Origin of the sequence: Shouchella oshimensis, assembly GCF_004375095.1 — a bacterium.
In the GTDB taxonomy this organism is placed as follows: domain Bacteria; phylum Bacillota; class Bacilli; order Bacillales; family Bacillaceae_D; genus Shouchella; species Shouchella oshimensis.
Genome location: NZ_SNUX01000002.1, coordinates 572,586 through 592,394 on the forward strand (window position 1 = coordinate 572,586; position 19,809 = coordinate 592,394).

Annotated in this window: 18 protein-coding genes; 16 read left to right on the top strand and 2 right to left on the bottom strand. The window is 42.0% G+C overall.

Annotated features, from left to right (window positions below; all coding sequences use genetic code 11):
• Window positions 1-10: 10 nt before the first annotated feature.
• Entirely contained in the window at window positions 11-1,171 is a 1,161-nt protein-coding gene (locus tag E2L03_RS08930; protein WP_134258995.1) for a hypothetical protein, read from the bottom strand.
• Between the two features lie 125 nt (window positions 1,172-1,296).
• Entirely contained in the window at window positions 1,297-3,075 is a 1,779-nt protein-coding gene (locus E2L03_RS08935) for a helix-turn-helix domain-containing protein (protein ID WP_166740251.1), read from the bottom strand.
• A gap of 181 nt (window positions 3,076-3,256) precedes the next feature.
• On the opposite strand from E2L03_RS08935, the gene E2L03_RS08940 reads away from it, so the two are divergent.
• The 16 genes from E2L03_RS08940 to E2L03_RS09015 all read left to right on the top strand — a co-directional run bounded on the left by E2L03_RS08940 (window position 3,257) and on the right by E2L03_RS09015 (window position 19,800).
• Entirely contained in the window at window positions 3,257-5,053 is a 1,797-nt protein-coding gene (locus E2L03_RS08940; RefSeq protein ID WP_134258997.1) for a glycoside hydrolase family protein, read from the top strand.
• Between the two features lie 56 nt (window positions 5,054-5,109).
• Window positions 5,110-5,835 (top strand): response regulator transcription factor, encoded by a 726-nt coding sequence (locus tag E2L03_RS08945; protein ID WP_038476834.1) that lies wholly within the window; start codon window positions 5,110-5,112, stop codon window positions 5,833-5,835.
• A gap of 12 nt (window positions 5,836-5,847) precedes the next feature.
• Complete coding sequence (locus E2L03_RS08950; RefSeq protein ID WP_134258999.1) at window positions 5,848-7,554, top strand: cache domain-containing sensor histidine kinase; 1,707 nt, start codon at window positions 5,848-5,850, stop codon at window positions 7,552-7,554.
• Window positions 7,555-7,645: 91 nt separating this feature from the next.
• A complete protein-coding gene (locus E2L03_RS08955; RefSeq protein ID WP_038476838.1) occupies window positions 7,646-8,911 on the top strand; it encodes an ABC transporter substrate-binding protein in 1,266 nt (421 codons plus the stop codon).
• Between the two features lie 19 nt (window positions 8,912-8,930).
• A complete protein-coding gene (locus E2L03_RS08960) occupies window positions 8,931-9,854 on the top strand; it encodes a carbohydrate ABC transporter permease (protein ID WP_095149591.1) in 924 nt (307 codons plus the stop codon).
• The gene (locus E2L03_RS08965; protein ID WP_134259000.1) at window positions 9,844-10,677 is read left to right on the top strand and encodes a carbohydrate ABC transporter permease; all 834 of its coding nucleotides are present in this window, start codon (window positions 9,844-9,846) and stop codon (window positions 10,675-10,677) included. The genes E2L03_RS08960 and E2L03_RS08965 overlap by 11 nt, the downstream gene beginning before the upstream one ends.
• Window positions 10,678-10,697: 20 nt before the next feature.
• Entirely contained in the window at window positions 10,698-12,062 is a 1,365-nt protein-coding gene (locus E2L03_RS08970; protein ID WP_134259001.1) for an FAD-dependent oxidoreductase, read from the top strand.
• A 409-nt stretch (window positions 12,063-12,471) separates the two neighbouring features.
• The gene (locus E2L03_RS08975; protein WP_148305140.1) at window positions 12,472-12,852 is read left to right on the top strand and encodes a DUF5082 domain-containing protein; all 381 of its coding nucleotides are present in this window, start codon (window positions 12,472-12,474) and stop codon (window positions 12,850-12,852) included.
• A gap of 19 nt (window positions 12,853-12,871) precedes the next feature.
• Window positions 12,872-13,135, top strand: a complete 264-nt coding sequence (locus E2L03_RS08980) for a YwqI/YxiC family protein (RefSeq protein ID WP_035398307.1) — start codon at window positions 12,872-12,874, stop codon at window positions 13,133-13,135.
• A 23-nt stretch (window positions 13,136-13,158) separates the two neighbouring features.
• A complete protein-coding gene (locus E2L03_RS08985) occupies window positions 13,159-15,261 on the top strand; it encodes a T7SS effector LXG polymorphic toxin (RefSeq protein WP_134259002.1) in 2,103 nt (700 codons plus the stop codon).
• A gap of 16 nt (window positions 15,262-15,277) precedes the next feature.
• Complete coding sequence (locus tag E2L03_RS08990; protein ID WP_051667284.1) at window positions 15,278-15,700, top strand: immunity protein YezG family protein; 423 nt, start codon at window positions 15,278-15,280, stop codon at window positions 15,698-15,700.
• 695 nt (window positions 15,701-16,395) lie between these two features.
• Entirely contained in the window at window positions 16,396-16,689 is a 294-nt protein-coding gene (locus E2L03_RS20905; RefSeq protein WP_367613689.1) for an HNH endonuclease, read from the top strand.
• A gap of 10 nt (window positions 16,690-16,699) precedes the next feature.
• The gene (locus E2L03_RS09000; protein WP_243839516.1) at window positions 16,700-17,125 is read left to right on the top strand and encodes an SMI1/KNR4 family protein; all 426 of its coding nucleotides are present in this window, start codon (window positions 16,700-16,702) and stop codon (window positions 17,123-17,125) included.
• Window positions 17,126-17,405: 280 nt separating this feature from the next.
• Window positions 17,406-17,543, top strand: a complete 138-nt coding sequence (locus tag E2L03_RS20910; protein ID WP_134259176.1) for a DNA/RNA non-specific endonuclease — start codon at window positions 17,406-17,408, stop codon at window positions 17,541-17,543.
• A gap of 430 nt (window positions 17,544-17,973) precedes the next feature.
• Window positions 17,974-18,882, top strand: coding sequence for an ABC transporter permease (locus tag E2L03_RS09010; RefSeq protein WP_051667718.1), 909 nt, complete (start codon window positions 17,974-17,976; stop codon window positions 18,880-18,882).
• Between the two features lie 12 nt (window positions 18,883-18,894).
• A complete protein-coding gene (locus E2L03_RS09015) occupies window positions 18,895-19,800 on the top strand; it encodes a carbohydrate ABC transporter permease (RefSeq protein WP_038476892.1) in 906 nt (301 codons plus the stop codon).
• The last annotated feature ends 9 nt before the right edge of the window (window positions 19,801-19,809 follow it).

Consider the following 19,809-nt stretch of genomic DNA (forward strand, 5'->3'; position numbering starts at 1 on the left):
CCGTCTCCTTTTAAAGTGTTGATATTAGAATACTTGCAATTGCTACAGAGCCAACTGTTACGGAGGTAAAGCCACCAATTAACATTGGCGCCATTAGTTCGTCCATAATTCGTTGTCGCTCAGCCTCGGTTCGACCCTCACTCCGACTAATTTCCTCAACAATGAGGTAGTCTCCCGGGAAACCATAAAGGGCTGTAAGCACAACCGGAATCGATTTATTCCTATCCCATTTAAAAAGCTTTGCTCCGATAATGGCGCCGAGCATGAGCCCTGCAATTCCGACAATCATAATAACCATAACCGGTAGTAGGGAAGCCACAATTTGATTCCACGTAACACCAATGAGGGAATTAATCACAACGAATATTAACGCAATCATCGTGATACCTGAGCTATTTGCTTTTTCCATTGAACGCTCAGGTAAAAAGCGAAGGGCTGCTGCGGCTACACCGATAGCGAGTGCCCAAAGGCTCGCGTTAATACCTGTAAACTGTCCTAAAAAGACGGCAAGAGCACCACCTGCGAATAGGAGAAAAATAATGACAAAATGGCTTTGCATCCATTCTTTTGGAAGCACATAACTTTTTTCATTTTCCGTTGCTTCTTGAGCTACTTCTTCAGCACCGTTTGTAGCTGCTTCATCCTCTCGAATCTTTTTCGCATAACGAGCGAGAAAAATAGATGTTAACGGCATACCAAAGAAATTTTGTATAGTAAAAACGGTAATAGGAATAGCAATAATGGCTGTTAAGCCAGCTTCTCTTAATCCATCGGCTGTTACAATATAAGCAATGATTCCGCCTGTAATGGGACCGGCGCCTGCCACAGCCGTTGCATAGTCAAAAAGAAGTGTGACAATAACGATGACACCAATAACAGAAAAGGCTAAACCAATTAATGTAATCAATACAGCCTGATATTGTTTAAACATGGTTTTTAATGGAATCATTGTCCCTAAATGCACAATTAATACAGGTACAAGGACGCCGCCGACAGCAACGAATGTTGAGGCAGCAATATACTCTTCAGGCAAGATCCCCGTTTGTAATAAAACAAACACTGTTGCGACAACAACGAGTAATGTTGGGATTCTTGCTCGAGATTTAATCGATATGATCTCCCCGATGGCAATGATGGCAATAAATAAAAGTGCTAAATAAATAGGTTGCAAACCGGTTCCTCCTCTGTCAAAGTCGTGCACTGCTCATTGACGAAAGAGTCTGAACAAATGCTTACATCTGACTATAGTCTAAAAAGACAGACAATTCTATAGTCTTATTCGACAAAATTCATGCTTTATTTTTGTCTATTGTGGCTAAATGAACTTATTTCTAAATAGTTTGCAATTTTTAAGGCTAAATGAATATTGAAGGCTTCTTCGACTGTAAACCCTTTTATCCCAAGGAGTTCGTAGATCTTTTTTAAACGGTATTTTACGGTATTCACATGAACATAAAGCGCTAGGGCTGTTTCCTTTAACCGCTGACCTTGTTCCATGTAGACAAAGAGAGTGTTGAGTAATTCACTTGATGGGTCATGTGTCATTAGTATGCCTAGTTTATCAAAAACGTAGTCTATCAGTTCTTCTTCGTTCATATTCAAAAATAAGCGGTAGGGGCCAAGTGAATCAAAGTCGACCAGTTCATTCGGACGTTGTTTACGCTGCAAATAGTGAATGACCCGAACGGCTTCCATATAGGATTCTTTTAGAGCTGTGGGCTTGGATACATGGCGACCAAGACCTACATAACCAGATAGGTTCCACTTAGACTGTGTATAGGATAGCAATTCGTTCAAAAACGCTCTAATAGTTAAGGGCATGGTTGCGCTTGAAAACGTAAAAAGAAACGTCAAATCAAAATGGCGTTCGTAGACAATGGTGACATCGCTTAGTTTAGATTGTTCATAATACACTTTACGCATAAGCTGTTGCTTCATACGATTATACATTGGAACCGGTACACCAGAGTGGTCTAACTGTAGCTTCCCAATCACATACCGCTGATGGGAACCTGTAGGAATGTGCATGAGCAATTCTTGCGTCGGAGCTTCAGGTTCTGATGAATGGATCACCATTTCTAGCAAACGTGCGGTATACATAAGGTCGTCCACATCTTGCTTTCCTCGTTGATGAAGCTCCATTACGAAAATCGGTAAAGCCTGTTCGATCGCTACTTGATCAAGTGGGCTTAACATGGCTTCTTTGCTTCCAATAATGATGAGGAGTCCAATCGGCTCTGCATCAATTTGAATCGGAAAGGTGTAAAGCGCAGTTTGATCAAGATCCATCGTCCACGTTTGTACCCCTTGGTGTTTTTCAATATAAAGAGACGTGAGCATGTTTTCTAAAAGCGAAGACGGAAGGGTAAAGGTTGATTGCTCTGGGTAACTAGACAATTCTTCAGCGAATTCATTCACAACGACAACATGCTTTGATAGTAAATGAGCTAAAGCACCTGTAATGTCATTCAATCCTCCATAAGAAAGGGACACCCGAGAGAGTGCTTGGTGGATTTCTTGCGTTCGCTTATTTTGGGAATACAAGCGTGCATTTTCAACAGCAATCGATGCTTGCCGTGCAAAGGTTTCTAATAGGTCGAGGTCGTTTGGCTCGAATGTATGCTTTCGTTCAAAGATATCAACTGTCAGTACACCAATACACGTTCCATCTGATAGATAGAGAGGAACAGAGAGAGCACTAACTGGGTAAGCTAGTTCAGGTAGTGATTGTTCATAATACATGGCGTTTTGAGTGCTTAAGTTGGCCATGCCTGTTTTTGTGTCGTGAAGATGAGAATAGATGTTGCCTCGTTTCTGTTGAAACGTTTTACCACTCATTCCTTCCCCTGGCTTTAAGCGGACTTTTCCTAATGTTTCCATATTAAAACCTATTGCGCTTTCTGCATAAAGCACATCTTGCTGTTCGTCATATAAAAACAAAACGCCAGCCGTTGAGCCATCAATGACATGTAGAGCTTCTTGTAAAAGTTGGCGTAAAACATCAGGCAACTCCCGGGTTGAGCTTAATACACGAATGGAGGCCATTAAGCTTGTTAGTTGTCGATCTGTTTTCATAAAGCATCTCCTTACTTTTGTTCTGTTAAGCATAAGGGAAAGAGGAGGGATTGGCTAGTATTTTTGCAAAGAGTAAATGTTACCAATATCTTAATTCGACACTACTAGATCTTAAGGGAGCAGGAACATAGAAAAAATGGGATCGCGCTATACTAAATTGAACGATGAGAGGAGGAATATCATGAAGCACATTTTGAAAGCGCTTGCTTTTTTGGCTGTTTTTCTATTTGGAAGTTTGATTGTGACGAATGCTCATGGAAAGGCTCATGAATTGCCATTATTCTATTATGAACAGACGATCATTGATCCAGAGGATATGGTGTATAATCCCACAGGAGAATATGATTTCCCAACGGTTATTCGAGCAGAAGATTATTTTGACCAACCTCTTGGAACCTATTACATGTACTATGGACCTCATGATAGACCTGGTGGCATTGCTCTTGCTTACGCAGATTCTATTAAAGGGCCGTGGATAGAATATAGTGAAAATCCAATTATTGCGAGAGATTGGCAACCACATTACAGTGTATCCCACGTTGCTTCAGCACATCCGATATGGAATGAAGAAGAAGGGAAGTTATTTCTCTATTTTCATGGAGAAAACTCAGTGACGCGCCTTGCTACATCTGAAGATGGCATTCACTTTAATTATGAGCAAGTTGTCATTCGTACGAGTGATTTTACAGGAATAAGTGAAGCCTCTTATGCAAGGGTGTTCGAGCATGAACTTGACGGGAAAGACAATCGTTACGTTATGACATTAATGGGAAATAACAATGGCACGAGAAAAATCTATTTAGCGTGGTCGAAAGATGGACGTGAATGGGAGACGCAGCAAGAACCACTTATTTCACCTCAACCTGGTCAAGGAGGCAATCTATCCGGTGCGTACTACTTTCCTTATAACGGCAATCATTACGTAACGGTTCATGGAGGCTCTGGCAATCAATATGTCATTGATGTAGGTGAAAATTTCGATCAGGAAATTCATTTAGGGGCTTATTATCAGCCGACACAGGATTCTCCAGAGAACGGGCGAGCTGCTTCTCGTTCCTATATGTATTCGGAAAATGAGCTTTACATGATCTATGAAGCAGGTCAGCGCGGGTCAACAAAAATTGCGCTTGCTCGTGCCATTTATGGTGAAGAAGTACGAGACATGGCTAAAGCCACACTGCGTTCCACGGATGTAGTTGCCACTACAAATAGCGAAATTGAGTTTGAAATAATAGCCGAACGTTACGACGGTTCCCTCATTGATAAGCAGGAATTAGACGTTGAATTCACATCAAGTGATCCAGCGATTGTACGCATAGATCAAGGGAGGCTCTACTCAGGTTCAGAAGGATTTGCATCGGTTCAAGCCGAAGTATATTACAAAGGAAAACGTCTTTCGACAAATACCGTCTTATTTGAGGTTCGTGAAGGAGAGGTTTGGAATGTCATTGACGAATCCTTTGTTGATTATACAAGACGTTGGCAAGTTGCTAAGGGAAGCGCAGCTCAAGGAACCATTGAGCAAGGGGCTGGGTTCGTTGACATCCAAGAAAACCGAAGAGGCAGCGGTTCTTTTCATTACCTCACTCATAGCGGATTTCACTTACCTGATTCTCACTTTACCCTTGAAGCAGAGCTTACTGTACTGGACACAAGCCGAGGAAACGAGATGAGTATTCGGCAGGGCAACCAACAAAAATCAATTTTTATTCAGTATGATGGTGAAAGAGGATGGATTCAAGACCGACTAAATCAGCAGACAGTTTCAGTGGAAATGAATCCAACTGCTCCAGCACGGTACACACTTGTTTCAACAGGAAGAACGACGTACGACGTGTATCGTGAGGGTGAGTTTTTATTCCATTCGACGTCGGTTGCACAATCAGGGCAAGACTTGTTGAAAATTGGAGCGGATTCACAAGGTGATGCTGCTATGCGAATACAATCGTTACGAATGCAAACGAATGTGACTGAGTAAGGGAAATGGGACCTTCTAATCGAGAAGGTTCTTTTTCTATAAAAGGAGGGGTAACCGTGTATAAAGTTGTTATCGCTGAAGATGAGAAAATGATACGAAAAGGTCTTGTTACAATTGTAGATCAGCTTGTCAGGGATTTTACCGTTATTGGTGAGGCGGATAATGGCGAGACAGCGCTCCATTTGCTCGCTCATGATTGTCCTGATGTCTTGGTGACAGATATTCGAATGCCCAAACGAGACGGATTATCGTTAATGAAAGAAGTGCGAGATTATTTTCCACACGTTCGCATCGTTGTTGTGAGTGGTCACGAAGAATTTTCATACGCACAGCAAGCCATTCAGCACGGGGTGAGTCGCTATTTATTAAAGCCGATTGATCGAACAGAAGTGGTATCTGCTTTCGATGAGATTAAAGCGGGATTAAGTGAGGCTGAGGAGAGCTATCACGAAGATCCGTTCATTCAGCAAGTGGATGCCTATATTAAGGCGCATATAGACCAAGATATTACGTTAACAGATGTAGCTAAGCTTGTGCACTTACATCCGACTTATTTCAGTCAATGGTTTAAGGACAAGAGTGGAAAAAACTTTTCTACGTATGTCACTGAAAAAAGGTTGAAACGTGCCGAGACATTGCTTCATCAAACCAACTTGCGCATTTACGAGATAGCGAGAATGTCAGGCTATCAAAGTCAGAAACATTTTATGAAGCTGTTTAAGAAAGAAAAACAGTGTACACCCACGCAGTACAGGAAAAAAACGTTCATGCAACAAAAGTGAGGTGGGAAAAGCATGTCACTAAGACTGAAAATCATCGTGTTGTTTCTCGCTATTGTGTTAGTGCCTTTAAATTTACTGGGGATGATTACCTACTCGTACTTTTCAAAAACGCTGGAGGATCAAACGTATCATTATACGGTACAAGTGATTGATCAACTGAATCAGAACGTAAACGCATTTATTGATGAAATGCACCGTTTATCTCTTCTTCCTCTATACGATCGGGAGATTTTAACCATTTTAAAGAACCGAACGGAGCATTCTTATTCATATTATCCACAAACGGAAGAACTTGAGCGTATGAGTTCGTTTCTATCTACCCTCTCCTATAATCGGCAAGAGCTTTCAGGGGTTCATATTATGACAAGAGATGGAAGCTTGTTTAGTGACCTCGGTTCACCTCGAACGGTGCATCGTTTTAGCGATGAGTCTAGCTTCTGGCAACAACGTATTCAACAAGGAGAAGGTGCTTCTTTGCTCGTGCCTGCTCACGAGCCTGCCTACATTGTTGGAAACGATAAGACCGTTTTCTCAGTTGGCCGTTTACTACGAGATCCAGATGGATTCCGTCCCCTTGGTATGATTAAAGTCGATATTGAAATGAGCTTTATTGAATCCCTGTTAACAGATGTGGATTTGTCAGAAGAAGCGTCTATCACAATGGTTGATCGTGATGGTCAGCTTATTTATGAAACCGGAAAAGCCATTACACCATTGTTAAAGCAAGCAGACAGTGAGGGACAAACCCTTGTTGAGCGTGAACGAGTGACATCTGATGGCGTAAATTATTTACCGGTGCTCCGGCAATCGAGTGGAGAAGTGCAGACGATCGTGTTGTTACCAGAAGATGAAATTGTGGGTGCTTCCCAGTCACTCCGAATCGTCACTATCGGGTTAATGGTAGTCGTGTCAGGCGTGACCCTATTATTAGCCCAAGTCGCAGAGCGTTCTTTAACTAAGCCAATCTTTGAACTACGTCAAATGATGCAAAAGGCTGAAAAAGGAGAATTTCAGCACCGTATGAAGCCTTCTTCGAAAGACGAGCTTGGTCAGCTTGCTCTTAGCTATAATCATATGATGAAGCAGATTAACGAGCTGATTGCAAAAGTGTATCAAACCGAAATACGTGAAAAAGATGCCGAAATAAAAGCACTGCAAACGCAAATGAACCCCCACTTTATATACAACACATTAGAGCATATTAATATGATCGCCATTACAAAACACGAATATGAACTTTCCGATATGGTCGCTTCTCTCGGTCGCTTGATCCGCTACAGTATCGATCAGAAAACTCGGTTTGTTCCTTTACGAGATGAACTGTTATTCGTTAAAGCATATATAGCCATTCAAGAGAAACGATTAGAAGGAAAAGTGACGTTTGATATCGCTATACCAGAGAAGATGTTGACACTCTTCATTCCGAAATTAATTATTCAACCACTGCTTGAAAATGCCATCGTGCATGGACATCAACATGGTGAAATAGAAGGAAGAATTGGAGTAAAGGGGTGGCAAGATCATTCGTTTTCTTACTTGGAAGTGAGAGATCAAGGGCAAGGAATGAAGCAATCCATGAGTATTGAAACTGGAAATCGTGTGGCACTTACCAATATTGCAGATCGACTTGAGCTGCTTTTAGGAGAACAAGCCATGCTGACCATTAAGAGCGAGGAAGGAATAGGCACGTCTGTGACCATCATTTTACCAAAGACCTGAATAAAAGACACCAAATCAAAAACGAGCACCCTCTTCTTTTGTAAGCGCTTTATTTAAACTGATGATAAGGAAGAAAAAAGGGGGATCTAAGATGAAAAGATGGGGTATTAGCGCGGGATTTTTGCTTGTAGTGGCAGGCTGTTCTTCCTCTGGTGGTTCGGCGACAAATGATGGAGAAGAACAAATTGAATTGACCTTTTCAACATGGGGCAATGAAAACCACATTGCCGTTTATGAAGAATTATTAGAGGCCTATTACGTCGATCATCCAAATGTAAACGTTACAATTCAAACAACACCATTTCCAGATTACCAGCAAAATATGACGGTATTAGCGGCTGGACAAGAACTTCCAGACATCGGCTGGGCGGCTGAACGGATGGTGCCACAATTTATCGAGAATAACATTCTTGCAGACATTGGGGTTCTTCGACAAGATGAATCATTTAACTTCAATGATATCTTGCCAGGCACGATTACCCAGTACGAAGTGGACGACGCCCTCTATGGTGTGCCGTTTTCTAGTCCACCTCATATCATTTATTACAATAAAACACTGTTTGAAGAAAAAGGTTTAGACACACCACAAGAGCTTGAAAGTCGAGGAGACTGGACGTGGGAGGCTTTTGAAGAAGCCGCAGCTGTTATTGCCGAAGATGAAGGTGTTTACGGTGCCAATTTCTTTCGGGCTTGGGAAACGTGGGAAAACCTACTTGCTCATACGCGAGCTGAGGGAGGCGACCTTTTTAACGAAGAGACAACCGAGTTTACGTGGAACAGTGATGCTGGTATTTCGACATTAGCGATGCTCGATCGAATGATGTTTGAAGATCGCTCTCATCCACGCGCAGGCGATCAGGTTGCATTTGAAGCTGGTAATGTAGGGATGTTCTTTGATGTCTATAGCTATGTATCAACAGCTAGAGGCATTGACGCATTTGAGTGGGATATTGCGCCAGTTCCCCTTGGCTCAGCAGGTCGCGCGCCCATTCTTGGTCAGGCAGGTTATGTGATGTTTGAAGGAACCGAGCATCCAGAAGAAGCGCTTGATCTTATCCGCTACTTTGCGAGTGAGACTGGAATGGAAGCAACATCTACCTATTTTGCACCACCACGAGCATCGGTACTTGAATCGGATGCATTTATTGAACAACCTGGAAATCCTCCACGCGAAAGTATGGAGTCTACGATCTTGAACCTAAGCGAGGAAGCACGTGTGTTACCAATCCATCCTGAATGGCAAAATATTGACAACCATATTCTACAGGGGTTTGACCGTTTATTTGGGCAGACTGCGGAACCAGCCGACATTCTTGAACAGATGGAAGCCAATATTAATCCGCTGGTGCAAGAGTGAGCTGCGGAGGGATTAAATAATGAATGTAGATATCCAACCTGAACAAAACCAAACAAAACGGCGAAAACCATTTTTCAAACAAGATACTCTCGCAGGCTGGTTGTTTCTTAGTCCAATGCTCATCGGTTTCACTGTTTTTATGTTCGTGCCAATTGGCTTTGCCTTTTATATGAGCTTTACAGACTGGCCGTTGCTTGGTCAGTCGGAGTTCATTGGAGCTGCGAATTATCGAGCTATTGTGCAAGATCCAGAATTCCAACAAGTAATGGGGAATACGATTTTGTTTACGGCAGGGCTTGTGCCTTTTAACATTCTTCTCGCACTTGGGTTGGCACTGCTACTACGCCATCCGCTACCTTTGATGGGGATGTTCCGAACGATTGTATTTGTACCGGTAGTCACAACGCTTGTTGTATGGGCGATTGTCTGGCGCTACATGTTTGCAACTGATTACGGGTTTATTAACTCTATCCTTGCTTGGGTTGGAGTTGAACCACAAGCATGGCTCTATAGTAAGGACTTGGCGATGCCGGCTGTTATTATCACAAGTGTGTTGAAAAATGTAGGACTAAACATGGTCCTGTTTTTAGCAGCATTACAGATGGTGCCGAAGAATTTATACGAAGCGGCACGAATCGATGGAGCAGGGAGCTGGCGTCAATTCCAGAACATTACGCTCCCCATTATTTCGCCAACCGTGTTTTTAGCAACCATTATTACAATCATTGGGGCGATGAAAATCTTCGCCCAAATCTTTGTGATGACACGTGGAGGTCCGGAAAGTAGCACGAAAGTGATCGTCTACTATATTTGGGAAAAAGCGTTTCGGTTATTTGATATGGGCTACGCTTCGGCAGCTGCATTTATCCTATTCTTTCTTATCTTTGCATTCACATTGATTCAATGGTGGCTACGAAAAAGGTGGGTTTACAATGAAGATTAATTCCATGTCCACAGTTATTCGTTACATGCTCTTAACGATTACCTCAGCAATTATGCTGCTTCCCTTTATTTGGATGGTGACGACGTCATTAAAAGATCCAAATCAAATCTTTTCACTGCCACCAACGTTCATTCCAAACCCAATCCAGTGGGACAGCTATGTCAATGTGTTAACTAGTACGTATTTTTTGAGACAAATGTTCAATAGCATCTACATTGGTGCCGCCGTCACCATTGGGACCGTGTTCCTTGCCTCTCTAGCAGGCTATGCGTTTGCTCGGATCCCTTTTAAGGGAAGAAATCTTGTTTTTCTCGCATTTTTAAGTGTGATGATGATCCCCGGCGAAGTCACGATTATTCCGCTTTTTTTATTTATGAGAGAACTAGGGTGGATTGATACCCACTGGCCGTTAATCATTATTCCAATCTTTGGTGCTGGTGGAGCATTTGGCATCTTTGTGATGCGCCAATTTTTTAAGCAAGTGCCAGCCGAATTAGAAGATGCAGCTCGAATAGATGGCTGTTCTCGCTTTCGAATTTTCTTGCAGATCATGCTGCCACTCTCAAAACCAGCATTAGCAACCGTTATCATCTTTACCTTTTTAACGAATTGGAACGAGTTTTTGGAGCCTTTAATATTTATTAACTCAAGGGAGTTAATGACGTTGCCGCTAGCGCTCTCCTTATTTACAGATGAAGCAGGGACCGATTGGAGCTCGCTTATGAGCGCATCTGTATTGGCAACACTGCCTGTGCTAGTCATCTTTTTTTTCGCACAGAAGCAATTCATCGAGAGCTTAGCTATGTCTGGTTCAAAAGAATAAGAAAAACGGAGGTCCTATAAATGAGACAGATCACAGAAGTAGAAAAACAAGTGCGCGTACGAGGAGAGGCAGATGTTGTTGTATGTGGAGGCGGTCCTGCAGGAATTGGTGCTGCTTTAAGTGCTGCACGTAACGGTGCCAAAACGATTTTACTTGAATCCCACGGTTTTCTTGGCGGCATGGGAACAGCGGGGATGGTAACGTCCTTCGCATATGGCTATCATGACAAAGAGCGCTTTATTACGGGCGGCATCTTTCAAGAAATTCGACAGAAGCTCTATGATAGAGGTGGTCTAATTATGACTGATCGCAAAGGCTGGGAGCCCTTTAATGCAGAGCAGTATAAGATACTTGCATTTGAGCTTCTTGCTGAAGCAGGTGTGGAGCTTCTTTGTCACACGACGATTGTTGATACAATTACGAAAGACGGCACCATTGAAGCAATTCTCATTGAAAGTAAGGCAGGCAGGGAGGCGTTACTAGCGACTCATATCATTGATGCAACAGGTGATGGAGACGTGGCGGAACGAGCCGGGGCGACCTGCAAGATTGGTAGAGATAAAGACGGAGGTACCCAACCCTCCTCCCTCATGTATGTGCTCGGCAATGTCGATACTGCTGCTCTCGGCACTAAGCTTGACGAAGAAGGACGCCGAGGTTATTGGAAAACCGATGACGGCTATCACTATTTAAATGCAACAGGCTTCGCAGGGGAAATTGAAGAAGCCAAGCGAGATGGCTTTTTAACGAAAGTAAACCGAGATCACGTTGCAGCCATCTTCACCGTTCCATGGATGGATAACGTTGTCGGCATTAACTTTGGCCGAATCCAAGGGAAAAATGCCCTCGATCCGCACGATCTGACAGATGCGGAAGTGCTTGGGAGGGAGCAAGTACTAGACGGAATCGCTTTCCTCAAAAAGTACGTGCCGGGCTTTGAGCGAGCCGAGCTTCTGCAAACGGCGCCACAAGTAGGTATACGTGAAACGAGACGTGTTATCGGAGACTACGTTATGACACAAGAGGACATTATCGACTTAAAGCAGTTCGACGACTGTATCGCACAATCTTGCTATATGATTGACATTCACTCACCAGACTCAGCTACAACCGAAATTTACAAACTACCAAAAGGAACCCACTACGACATCCCCTATCGTTCGCTCCTGCCAACAGGACTGAACAACCTGCTTGTTGCCGGTCGCTGCATCTCAGCCACCCATGAAGCCCTCGGCTCTTTCCGGGTTCAAGCAATCTGCCTCGCAATCGGTGAAGCTGCTGGAGCCGCCGCCGCTCTTGCTGTAAAAGAATCTTGCTCTCCACGAGAGATTAACGTGAAGCAGTTGCAAGACACGCTGGTTGGACAAGGTGCGATATTGAGTTAATGGAGGAGACCCCTGCGCTGGGTCTAAATAGAGAGAACGAGGCTGGGACATAACGAAAAGTAGTATTAGAAAAGACGAATAGTCTAAAATATGCTGAGTAGCACCGCTACAGGAGAATCCTTCCGCTCATTTTCATATAAAACAAATGACGAACGTTCCTATTTTCAGGAATGTTCGTCATTTTGGTCTGTCTATCTACTTTTGTTCCAGCCTCTTTCTTTTTTCGTGTACACTTTTTACTAGTTTATAATCTGTAGGGAACAAATAATCTAGTAAACGTAATTTGACTTTAATAGACAGTTTCTTTATGTTCCTATAAAATGGAAAAGGAAAAAGTGAATGGTAGCTATTGAAGAAACATTGCAAAAACCATAAGTAGAAAAGGAGGGTCGTTTTTACTGTGGCTGACATGACGAAAATTCTTAATTTGCAAACGAAACTTGGCACGATGCGCACACAGCTCGGAAATACAGAAGATAAGATTGAGCGGTTAAAAAAAGCTAAAAATGCCCTAAGCACTGAACAAGAAATGCTCCATAACCATAAGGCGAGAATGAACGAGCCAGAGATTGATGGAGACGCTTGGCGCGGCAATGCAGCATCCGAGCATGAGGATATTCGAAGCGAGTTGCACGCATCGTACGTAGATGCACAGGATCGTGCTGAGGGAATGCTTAGCTCTATCGAATCAGAAATTTCCAATCTGCAAGGTGAGGCGTCTAGGTGCTTAACCTCTATACTAACAATGGAAACGTCTTTGCAAACATTGCGGAACCGTCTATCAACGTAAATTGAGAGGAGATCCCCTTATGCCAGAAATTAAAGTGAATGAAGAAGAAGTACTAAGCGTATTAAGTGAAGCAGGTGAAAAAGCAAGTTTCATAGTTTCAGATAGTGAACCGGCGATTGAGACATCATCAATGGCCTTTCTTTCAAAATTGGCCGAGTTCGAAAGTGGATACGCTACTCAACTCAAGGCGTTTTTAGATGTGTTCAAAAGCGTGCAACAAGAAAGTGAGGAGCTTGTTAAAACATACGGAGAAGTCGATCGCTCACTCGCAAGCCATAGATAATAATAGGAAAGGATGCCGAACGAATGAAGGTTCTTGATGTACAAGAAGTGATGAATGCGATTGACAAAATCAAAATTTCAAAGCAACAGGATTCTGACAACATTGAAAGCTTGCGAGCGAGCATCCAGAAGATTGAACAACTAGAGACCTTGCAAGGCAAAGGCGGAGAGGCGTTAAAAGACCATTTTAGGAGGCTTCATTTACCTGTTCTCGAAGCGTTTCATTTACTCATTCGTCAATACATGGAACAATTAGATAGAGTAAAATCGAACTTACTAGGCTTTGAATCAAGCTCGGCCATCGTTAGGGAGGAGTTTCTTTCTGGTGAGCTAAAAAACGGGCTCGATCGCATCGCCACAACGGCAACAGAGGATGCCAACGAAATTGAATCAATCCGCACATCCATCAGTGATATTCTCCCGCTTACGCCTTTTTCAATGGAAGAGGTCTTAAGACAGGTAGACCGTGGCAAAGACCACGCAAAAGAAACGATTGAGACATTACACGCCCTCGACGAACAAAATGAAGCATTGCTAGCCCAAGCTGAAAGCACGCTCCGAGAAGTAACGAACGTCGTCTCTCAAGTCGCAAACTGGTCGAGCGGCGGGGCAATTCTATCAGCAGAAACGCTTGCCGAAGTCGATGCGAATGTAGAGGCTTTATACGCGAACCTCGTTACCGAAGCAATCCAAATGACGCCACCAGATCCATTTGACCTGACAGGACATGAAAGCGTGATGTACCAGACAGCGTTACCACTTGAGTTCCTCTACACGGGTGCCTATGCCAATATCCCAGGTGGACTCAAGGCAATGAGCTGGTATTACATGAATCAGTTCCCAGTTAGTGCGATGATGAATGACGAACAAGCGATTCAAGCATGCGTGGCGCCCCCAATCGAGCAAGATGTGGATGAAGGCGGGGGATGGTTGAATGCAACGTTCAACTTTTTTAAAGGTGTAGGAAGCGGAGCTGTAAATGCGGTAGGGGATGCAGTCGAAGGTGTTGTTAATCTCGTAACAGACCCGATAGGCGTGTACAATAACACGGTCGAATTTATTGGTGCGATTGTGGATGACCCTGCGTTGGTAGGGGAAATCGCAACTGAACTATGGAACGCATTTGAGGACGATGTGATTAATGGTGATGCTCAAAGTAGAGGCGAGTGGACTGGCTATGCTCTGGGCCTTATTGGTACAGCGGTTGTCGGCGATAAAGGAGTCTCAAAAGTCGCCAATAGCGGCCAACTCGCCAAGTTAGGGAGAATCGGTGGCAAGGACGGCTACAAAACCCGGCATGAAATCGAATTGCGACTAGCAACGCAAACGCCTCCAACCAGACCGAGCTTGCGAACTTCTATGAGTAACACGCGAACCAGAGGAGTACAAGCACTCAACACCTATGCACAAAACATGAAAATGAGCGCTACAATAGCCACTGGCCAAGCGAGTCTTGCCGTAAAAGGCGCCACTGGTCAAGTGAAAAACAGCCTTGCCCGGGGAATGGACAATCTTCAAACCAACCTCAATGGCAGTACGCCTGCTCTTGCGCCAGCCGGAGGCACAGGGAATCGTGTGCCATATAATGCGATGGATTCGCGAAGGATTCAACAAGATGTTGGCGCGGGAAAGCAGGAGCAGTTAAGGAAGATTGAGGTAGGCAGTGGGGTTAATCACTATACAAGAGTTGATGGAAAAAAGGCATTAAAGCCAAATATAAGTTACACAACCCAAAATGGCTATCGCTATAAAACCGATTCAGAGGGAAGAATTAAAAGTGTGGAGGCAAACCTTCAGCTAGGTCTGGCTAAGCGAAATACCTATGCCCAAAGAAAAGTTGGTGGTGTTGATCGATTGTCTGGTGACGATGGTGGTCATCTAATTGCTAGCATTTTTAAAGGGTCTGGTGATATTGATAATTTGGTGCCTATGAATGCTAATTTGAATAGAAGCGAGTATAAAATGTTAGAAAATACATGGAAAAAAGCATTGGAAGCAGGTAAGGAAGTGAGTGTAAGTGTTAAACCAATTTATAGTGCATCCAATAAAAGACCTGATGAATTCAGGATTAATTATATTATTGATGGGAGAAAAGAATCCGAGATATTAACTAATTATACGAGTTAAAATTGGAGGGATAAGATTGGATACAAAAGCAATGGAAACCATTTATCAAAAAATAGCTAATACACTCACTACAATTATTCCAGAGGATTGGGAAAAAGTATATGTTTATGCTGAGATGAGGGAAGGATATAAACGTGTATTTTTTTATTATTACCCTAAGGGTAGGAAAGAGCCTATTTACAGCTTAGATATACCAGATTGGTTTTTACTAGATGAGGATGAATATGAGTCGAATGAATATGAGTTATATAAAATGTTTTCATTGTTAAGAAAAGAATTCCAAGATCAAGGGCAAGAGCCTTGGAACGCGTTAACGTTCATATTGGACGACACAGGAAAAATGAAAATAGATTTGGTGTATGAGGATGTATCACAAATGAGCCCTGTAGATAAAAGATCTTTTTGGGAGTCTAAGTATCTTGGCATAAGAAGCGAATGAATTGATCTTTGGGTGTATTTGTTGTTACTCTTCCAAAGAGCTATAACAATTTTTAAGTATATTTGGATCCGGAGGAATTTACGAAGTAGAAATCGGAAATAGATTTTGGGGTAGTACCTTCAGTTGTAAGCCGAAGTCAATCGTATAGAGTACTAGGTTAACTTATACAACTAATTGATATTGAAGATCTGGTGAGTATGCTTACGTGGCATAAAAATGCTTTTCATAGAAGATGACTCTTATGAATAAAATCAAACATGGTATAGATTACTAAGCATTATGGTGTTTTTGAATCGTTTTAATGGAAAATGAAAATAAACTAAGAGTCATAGTTCCTTAAGGGGCTATGACTTCTTAAATTACTTTCGCCCGAGTATGGACAACCTTCAAACCAACATCAATGGCAGTTCGCCTGCTCTTGCGTCAGCCGGAGGCGCAGGGAACCGTGTGCCATATAATGCGATGGATTCGCGAAGGATTTAACAAGATGTTGGCGCGGTAAAGCAAGAGCAGTTAAGGAAGAGTGGGGTCAATCGTGTTACGGTGAAGGAGAAAGCATCCCAAAAAGTTTAATTGATACAAAACCTAAAAACTCTCCAGCTCCTGATAAATGGGTAAAAAAAGGAGGGACTATTACAATTAAGGAAGATGGGGTCTGGGAGTATACAAATAAAAAGGGACAAACTGTTCGTTATATTGACGGATATCCAGACTTTTCTCCTTACGCCCATCCAAAAGTCCAACCTGTCCATATTGAATTTGGGCATCCTATTAATCGACCCCAAGATTATAAGCTAGCAAATATAAAAGCTGGTTTAAGTGAAAACTCTGAACCACCAGTTCCATCATTAAACAGACCCCCATCGGGATATGTTTGGCATCACTATCAAGATGGTAAAACAATGGTGTTAGTAGACAAAAAGGTGCATGCAGAGTTTACTCATTCCGGAGGGATCTCCAAAACAAAAGAATTAATGAGAGGTGAATAAAATGTTTACTATGGAAAGTAATGGACCTAAGTTAAGTACGAAACAGATAGAGCTGTTTGAACAATCTCATAAGTTGTGTTTGCCAGATAGTTATAGACGGTTTATGTTAAAATGGAATGGCGGCTGGCCAACACCTAATTTATTCCTTGTATTTCAAAAACAAGGAACGAGTGTATTAAACGAGTTTGCCAGTTTGGATGACCTGGAAGATTTATTGGATATATATGAAGACAGATTACCAAAGGGTTTTATTCCTATCGGTGATGATCCTGGTGGAAACGTTATCTGTCTTGCTACTTTATCACCAGAGAATGGAAGTCTTTTCTTTTGGGACCATGAGGAGGAGACGGATGATCCTAATCTAAGGACAAACGTTTATCATCTCTCTGATAGTATAGATGAGTTTTTAGAAAAACTTTACGCTGAAGAAATTTAGGTAAAAAGGGTTTATGAGACCTTATGTTGTATAACCTTTTTGAATTAGAAAACCTGCTATTTTTAAACTGTGGTAAAAAATAGGGAGGATCTTGACTGGCTTTTAGCCTCAAGGTCTTTTTCTAGTAGCCTACTATCTTGACCAATGACAAATCTCTATTAGGGTCTCGGTTTGAAAGAAGATTTAATAATCCGTTGGTTCAAGACAAATAGCTCTAGGCTATGGCTTTTTCTGACGTACTTGTATCTTAGAACACAAACGTGTTTAAAATTCGTGGAGGATAGCCCTTTCTGAAGGTAAATTTGTTGAAGTTCAAATCGCTCCTATTTACAATGAACGTTCAAAGAGACCTGCCTCTTTCGATATTGAATATAAAATTGATGGCAAAAGATTTGAAGATAACCTAACAAACTATTGATAGTAGAGGAATCACAATGAACGAGAAAATGTCTCGAGTGTTTATCGGAATAATGGCTTATGAGTAAAAGAGTCCACATAAAGAAGAAAAGTTTGGTTTCTTGACTTTCTCGTAGTTCAGAACCAGCTTTTTATCCTCCCGCCTAAACCGTCAATCCTGCAGCATCTTTTTTAAGAAACGTTCTAAACCCGCACCGCTCCACTAATTATCAAAAACAACACATCCACAACATATCCAACATATCGTAATTGTTTAAACTACAGTAATGAAAGCGTATTCAAAGATAAGAAGCACCAAATGAGAATGTTACATATTGATACAATTTCAAGCGGAGTGCTACGATTGGAACAATTTAAGACGAAGGAGGAAATGGATGGGACTACAAACAAAAAAGCTGGTTTCTCACCAGACGAGCGCTCCGCCCCCGATCATGAAGAGGAAAAAGAACAGAAAAATTTTGCAAAATTGGCAACTATATATCTTTATACTGCCAGCTTTTTTATATTTTTTTATCTTCCATTATATACCTCTTTACGGTGTGCAAATTGCTTTTAAGGATTTTACACCAACAGCAGGTATAACAGGAAGTGAATGGGTTGGCTTTAAACATTTTATCCGTTTTTTTGATTCCTATTATTTTTGGGATTTAATTCGCAATACACTGGGCATTAGTGTGTACGAATTAATTGTTGGTTTTCCACTACCAATTATTTTGGCGTTATTATTAAATGAGGCAAAGGATAACTTTTTTAAACGTTCGGTTCAGACTGTCACGTATGCACCACATTTTATATCCGTGGTTGTCATTGCGGGAATGGTCATTGCTTTTCTTTCACCAGTTACCGGCGTTATTAATCATTTTGTTCAATTTCTAGGGTTTGAGCCAATTGCCTTTATGACAGATCCTGCTTGGTTTAAAACCGTATATGTATTATCTGGCGTATGGCAAAGTACGGGCTGGGGAACGATCATTTATTTGGCAGCGCTTTCTGGAGTGGACCCCCAGCATCATGAAGCGGCTATCGTGGAAGGTGCTAATCGATTACAGCGCATTTGGCATATTAACATCCCATTTATTTTCCCGACAATGGTTATTTTACTAATCATGAACGTTGGTAGCATTATGGCAATGGGCTTTGAAAAAATTCTCTTACTTCAAAACCCTTTAAATTTAGAGTCTTCAAATGTCATCGCAACGTTCGTGTACAAAGCAGGTTTACTTGATGCGCAATATAGTTTTGCATCTGCGGTAGGTCTCTTTAACGCAGTGATCAATGCCATTTTACTTATCGTTGTGAACCAAATTGCGAGAAAAACGAGTGAAACAAGTCTGTGGTAGGAGGGTACAGTCATGAATACGAAAATCAGAGAAACCAAAGTTGATAAAGTATTTAAAGCCTTTGTTTACTTCTGTTTAACAGTGGCACTGGCTGTTGTTCTTTATCCTCTTATCTATATTATTAGTGCATCCATTAGTAGTCCAACTTCCGTCAATAGTGGGCAGATGTGGCTTTTCCCCATTGATATAACGTTTGCTGGGTACGAGATGATTTTTCAAAATAGTGAGATTTGGAGAGGGTATTTAAACACGATACTTTACACAACCCTTGGAACGTTTATTAACTTAGCTGTGACAATACCAGCGGCTTACGCTTTATCAAGAAGAGATTTTTTTGGCAGAGGCTTCTTTACAGGGATGTTTGTTCTGACGATGTTTTTCAGTGGCGGACTAATCCCAACTTACCTTGTTGTTAGGGATCTTGGTATGATTGATACGATTTGGGCGATGGTCTTGCCGAATGCCGCAGCAGTATGGAATATTATTATTGCCCGGGTGTTCTTTCAAATGACCATACCGAAAGGGTTAGAAGAAGCAGCGAAGATTGATGGCGCTTCTAATTTCAAACTATTCTTCAAAATCATTCTGCCTCTATCTGCTCCTATTATTGCGGTCATGGCGTTGTTTTATGGAGTCGGTCATTGGAATGGTTACTTTAATGCACTCATTTACTTATCTGATCGGAATTTATACCCCCTTCAGATGGTATTAAGGGAGATTCTTGTGTTAAATGAAATGTCTTCAAACAATACAGAAATAACTGGCGAGATGGCCCAAGCTTTACACAGCCGACAACAGCTTTCTGCCATTGTAAAGTACGGTGTGATGATCGTATCTACACTTCCAATCATCATTGTCTACCCGTTTCTACAACGTTATTTTGTAAAGGGTGTAATGATTGGGTCCTTAAAGGGTTAAAAGCAATTG

What these genes read in the sequence shown, in the direction of transcription:
- E2L03_RS08950 (WP_134258999.1), top strand. Translation starts at nt 5,848, where the DNA reads ATGTCACTAAGACTGAAAATCATCGTGTTGTTTCTCGCTATTGTGTTA.
- E2L03_RS08985 (WP_134259002.1), top strand. Translation starts at nt 13,159, where the DNA reads ATGAAGGTTCTTGATGTACAAGAAGTGATGAATGCGATTGACAAAATC.
- E2L03_RS08960 (WP_095149591.1), top strand. Translation starts at nt 8,931, where the DNA reads ATGAATGTAGATATCCAACCTGAACAAAACCAAACAAAACGGCGAAAA.
- E2L03_RS09015 (WP_038476892.1), top strand. Translation starts at nt 18,895, where the DNA reads ATGAATACGAAAATCAGAGAAACCAAAGTTGATAAAGTATTTAAAGCC.
- E2L03_RS08970 (WP_134259001.1), top strand. Translation starts at nt 10,698, where the DNA reads ATGAGACAGATCACAGAAGTAGAAAAACAAGTGCGCGTACGAGGAGAG.
- E2L03_RS08975 (WP_148305140.1), top strand. Translation starts at nt 12,472, where the DNA reads ATGACGAAAATTCTTAATTTGCAAACGAAACTTGGCACGATGCGCACA.
- E2L03_RS09000 (WP_243839516.1), top strand. Translation starts at nt 16,700, where the DNA reads ATGGAAAGTAATGGACCTAAGTTAAGTACGAAACAGATAGAGCTGTTT.
- E2L03_RS08955 (WP_038476838.1), top strand. Translation starts at nt 7,646, where the DNA reads ATGAAAAGATGGGGTATTAGCGCGGGATTTTTGCTTGTAGTGGCAGGC.
- E2L03_RS08980 (WP_035398307.1), top strand. Translation starts at nt 12,872, where the DNA reads ATGCCAGAAATTAAAGTGAATGAAGAAGAAGTACTAAGCGTATTAAGT.
- E2L03_RS08940 (WP_134258997.1), top strand. Translation starts at nt 3,257, where the DNA reads ATGAAGCACATTTTGAAAGCGCTTGCTTTTTTGGCTGTTTTTCTATTT.
- E2L03_RS09010 (WP_051667718.1), top strand. Translation starts at nt 17,974, where the DNA reads ATGAAGAGGAAAAAGAACAGAAAAATTTTGCAAAATTGGCAACTATAT.
- E2L03_RS08935 (WP_166740251.1), bottom strand. Translation starts at nt 3,075, where the DNA reads ATGAAAACAGATCGACAACTAACAAGCTTAATGGCCTCCATTCGTGTA.
- E2L03_RS08965 (WP_134259000.1), top strand. Translation starts at nt 9,844, where the DNA reads ATGAAGATTAATTCCATGTCCACAGTTATTCGTTACATGCTCTTAACG.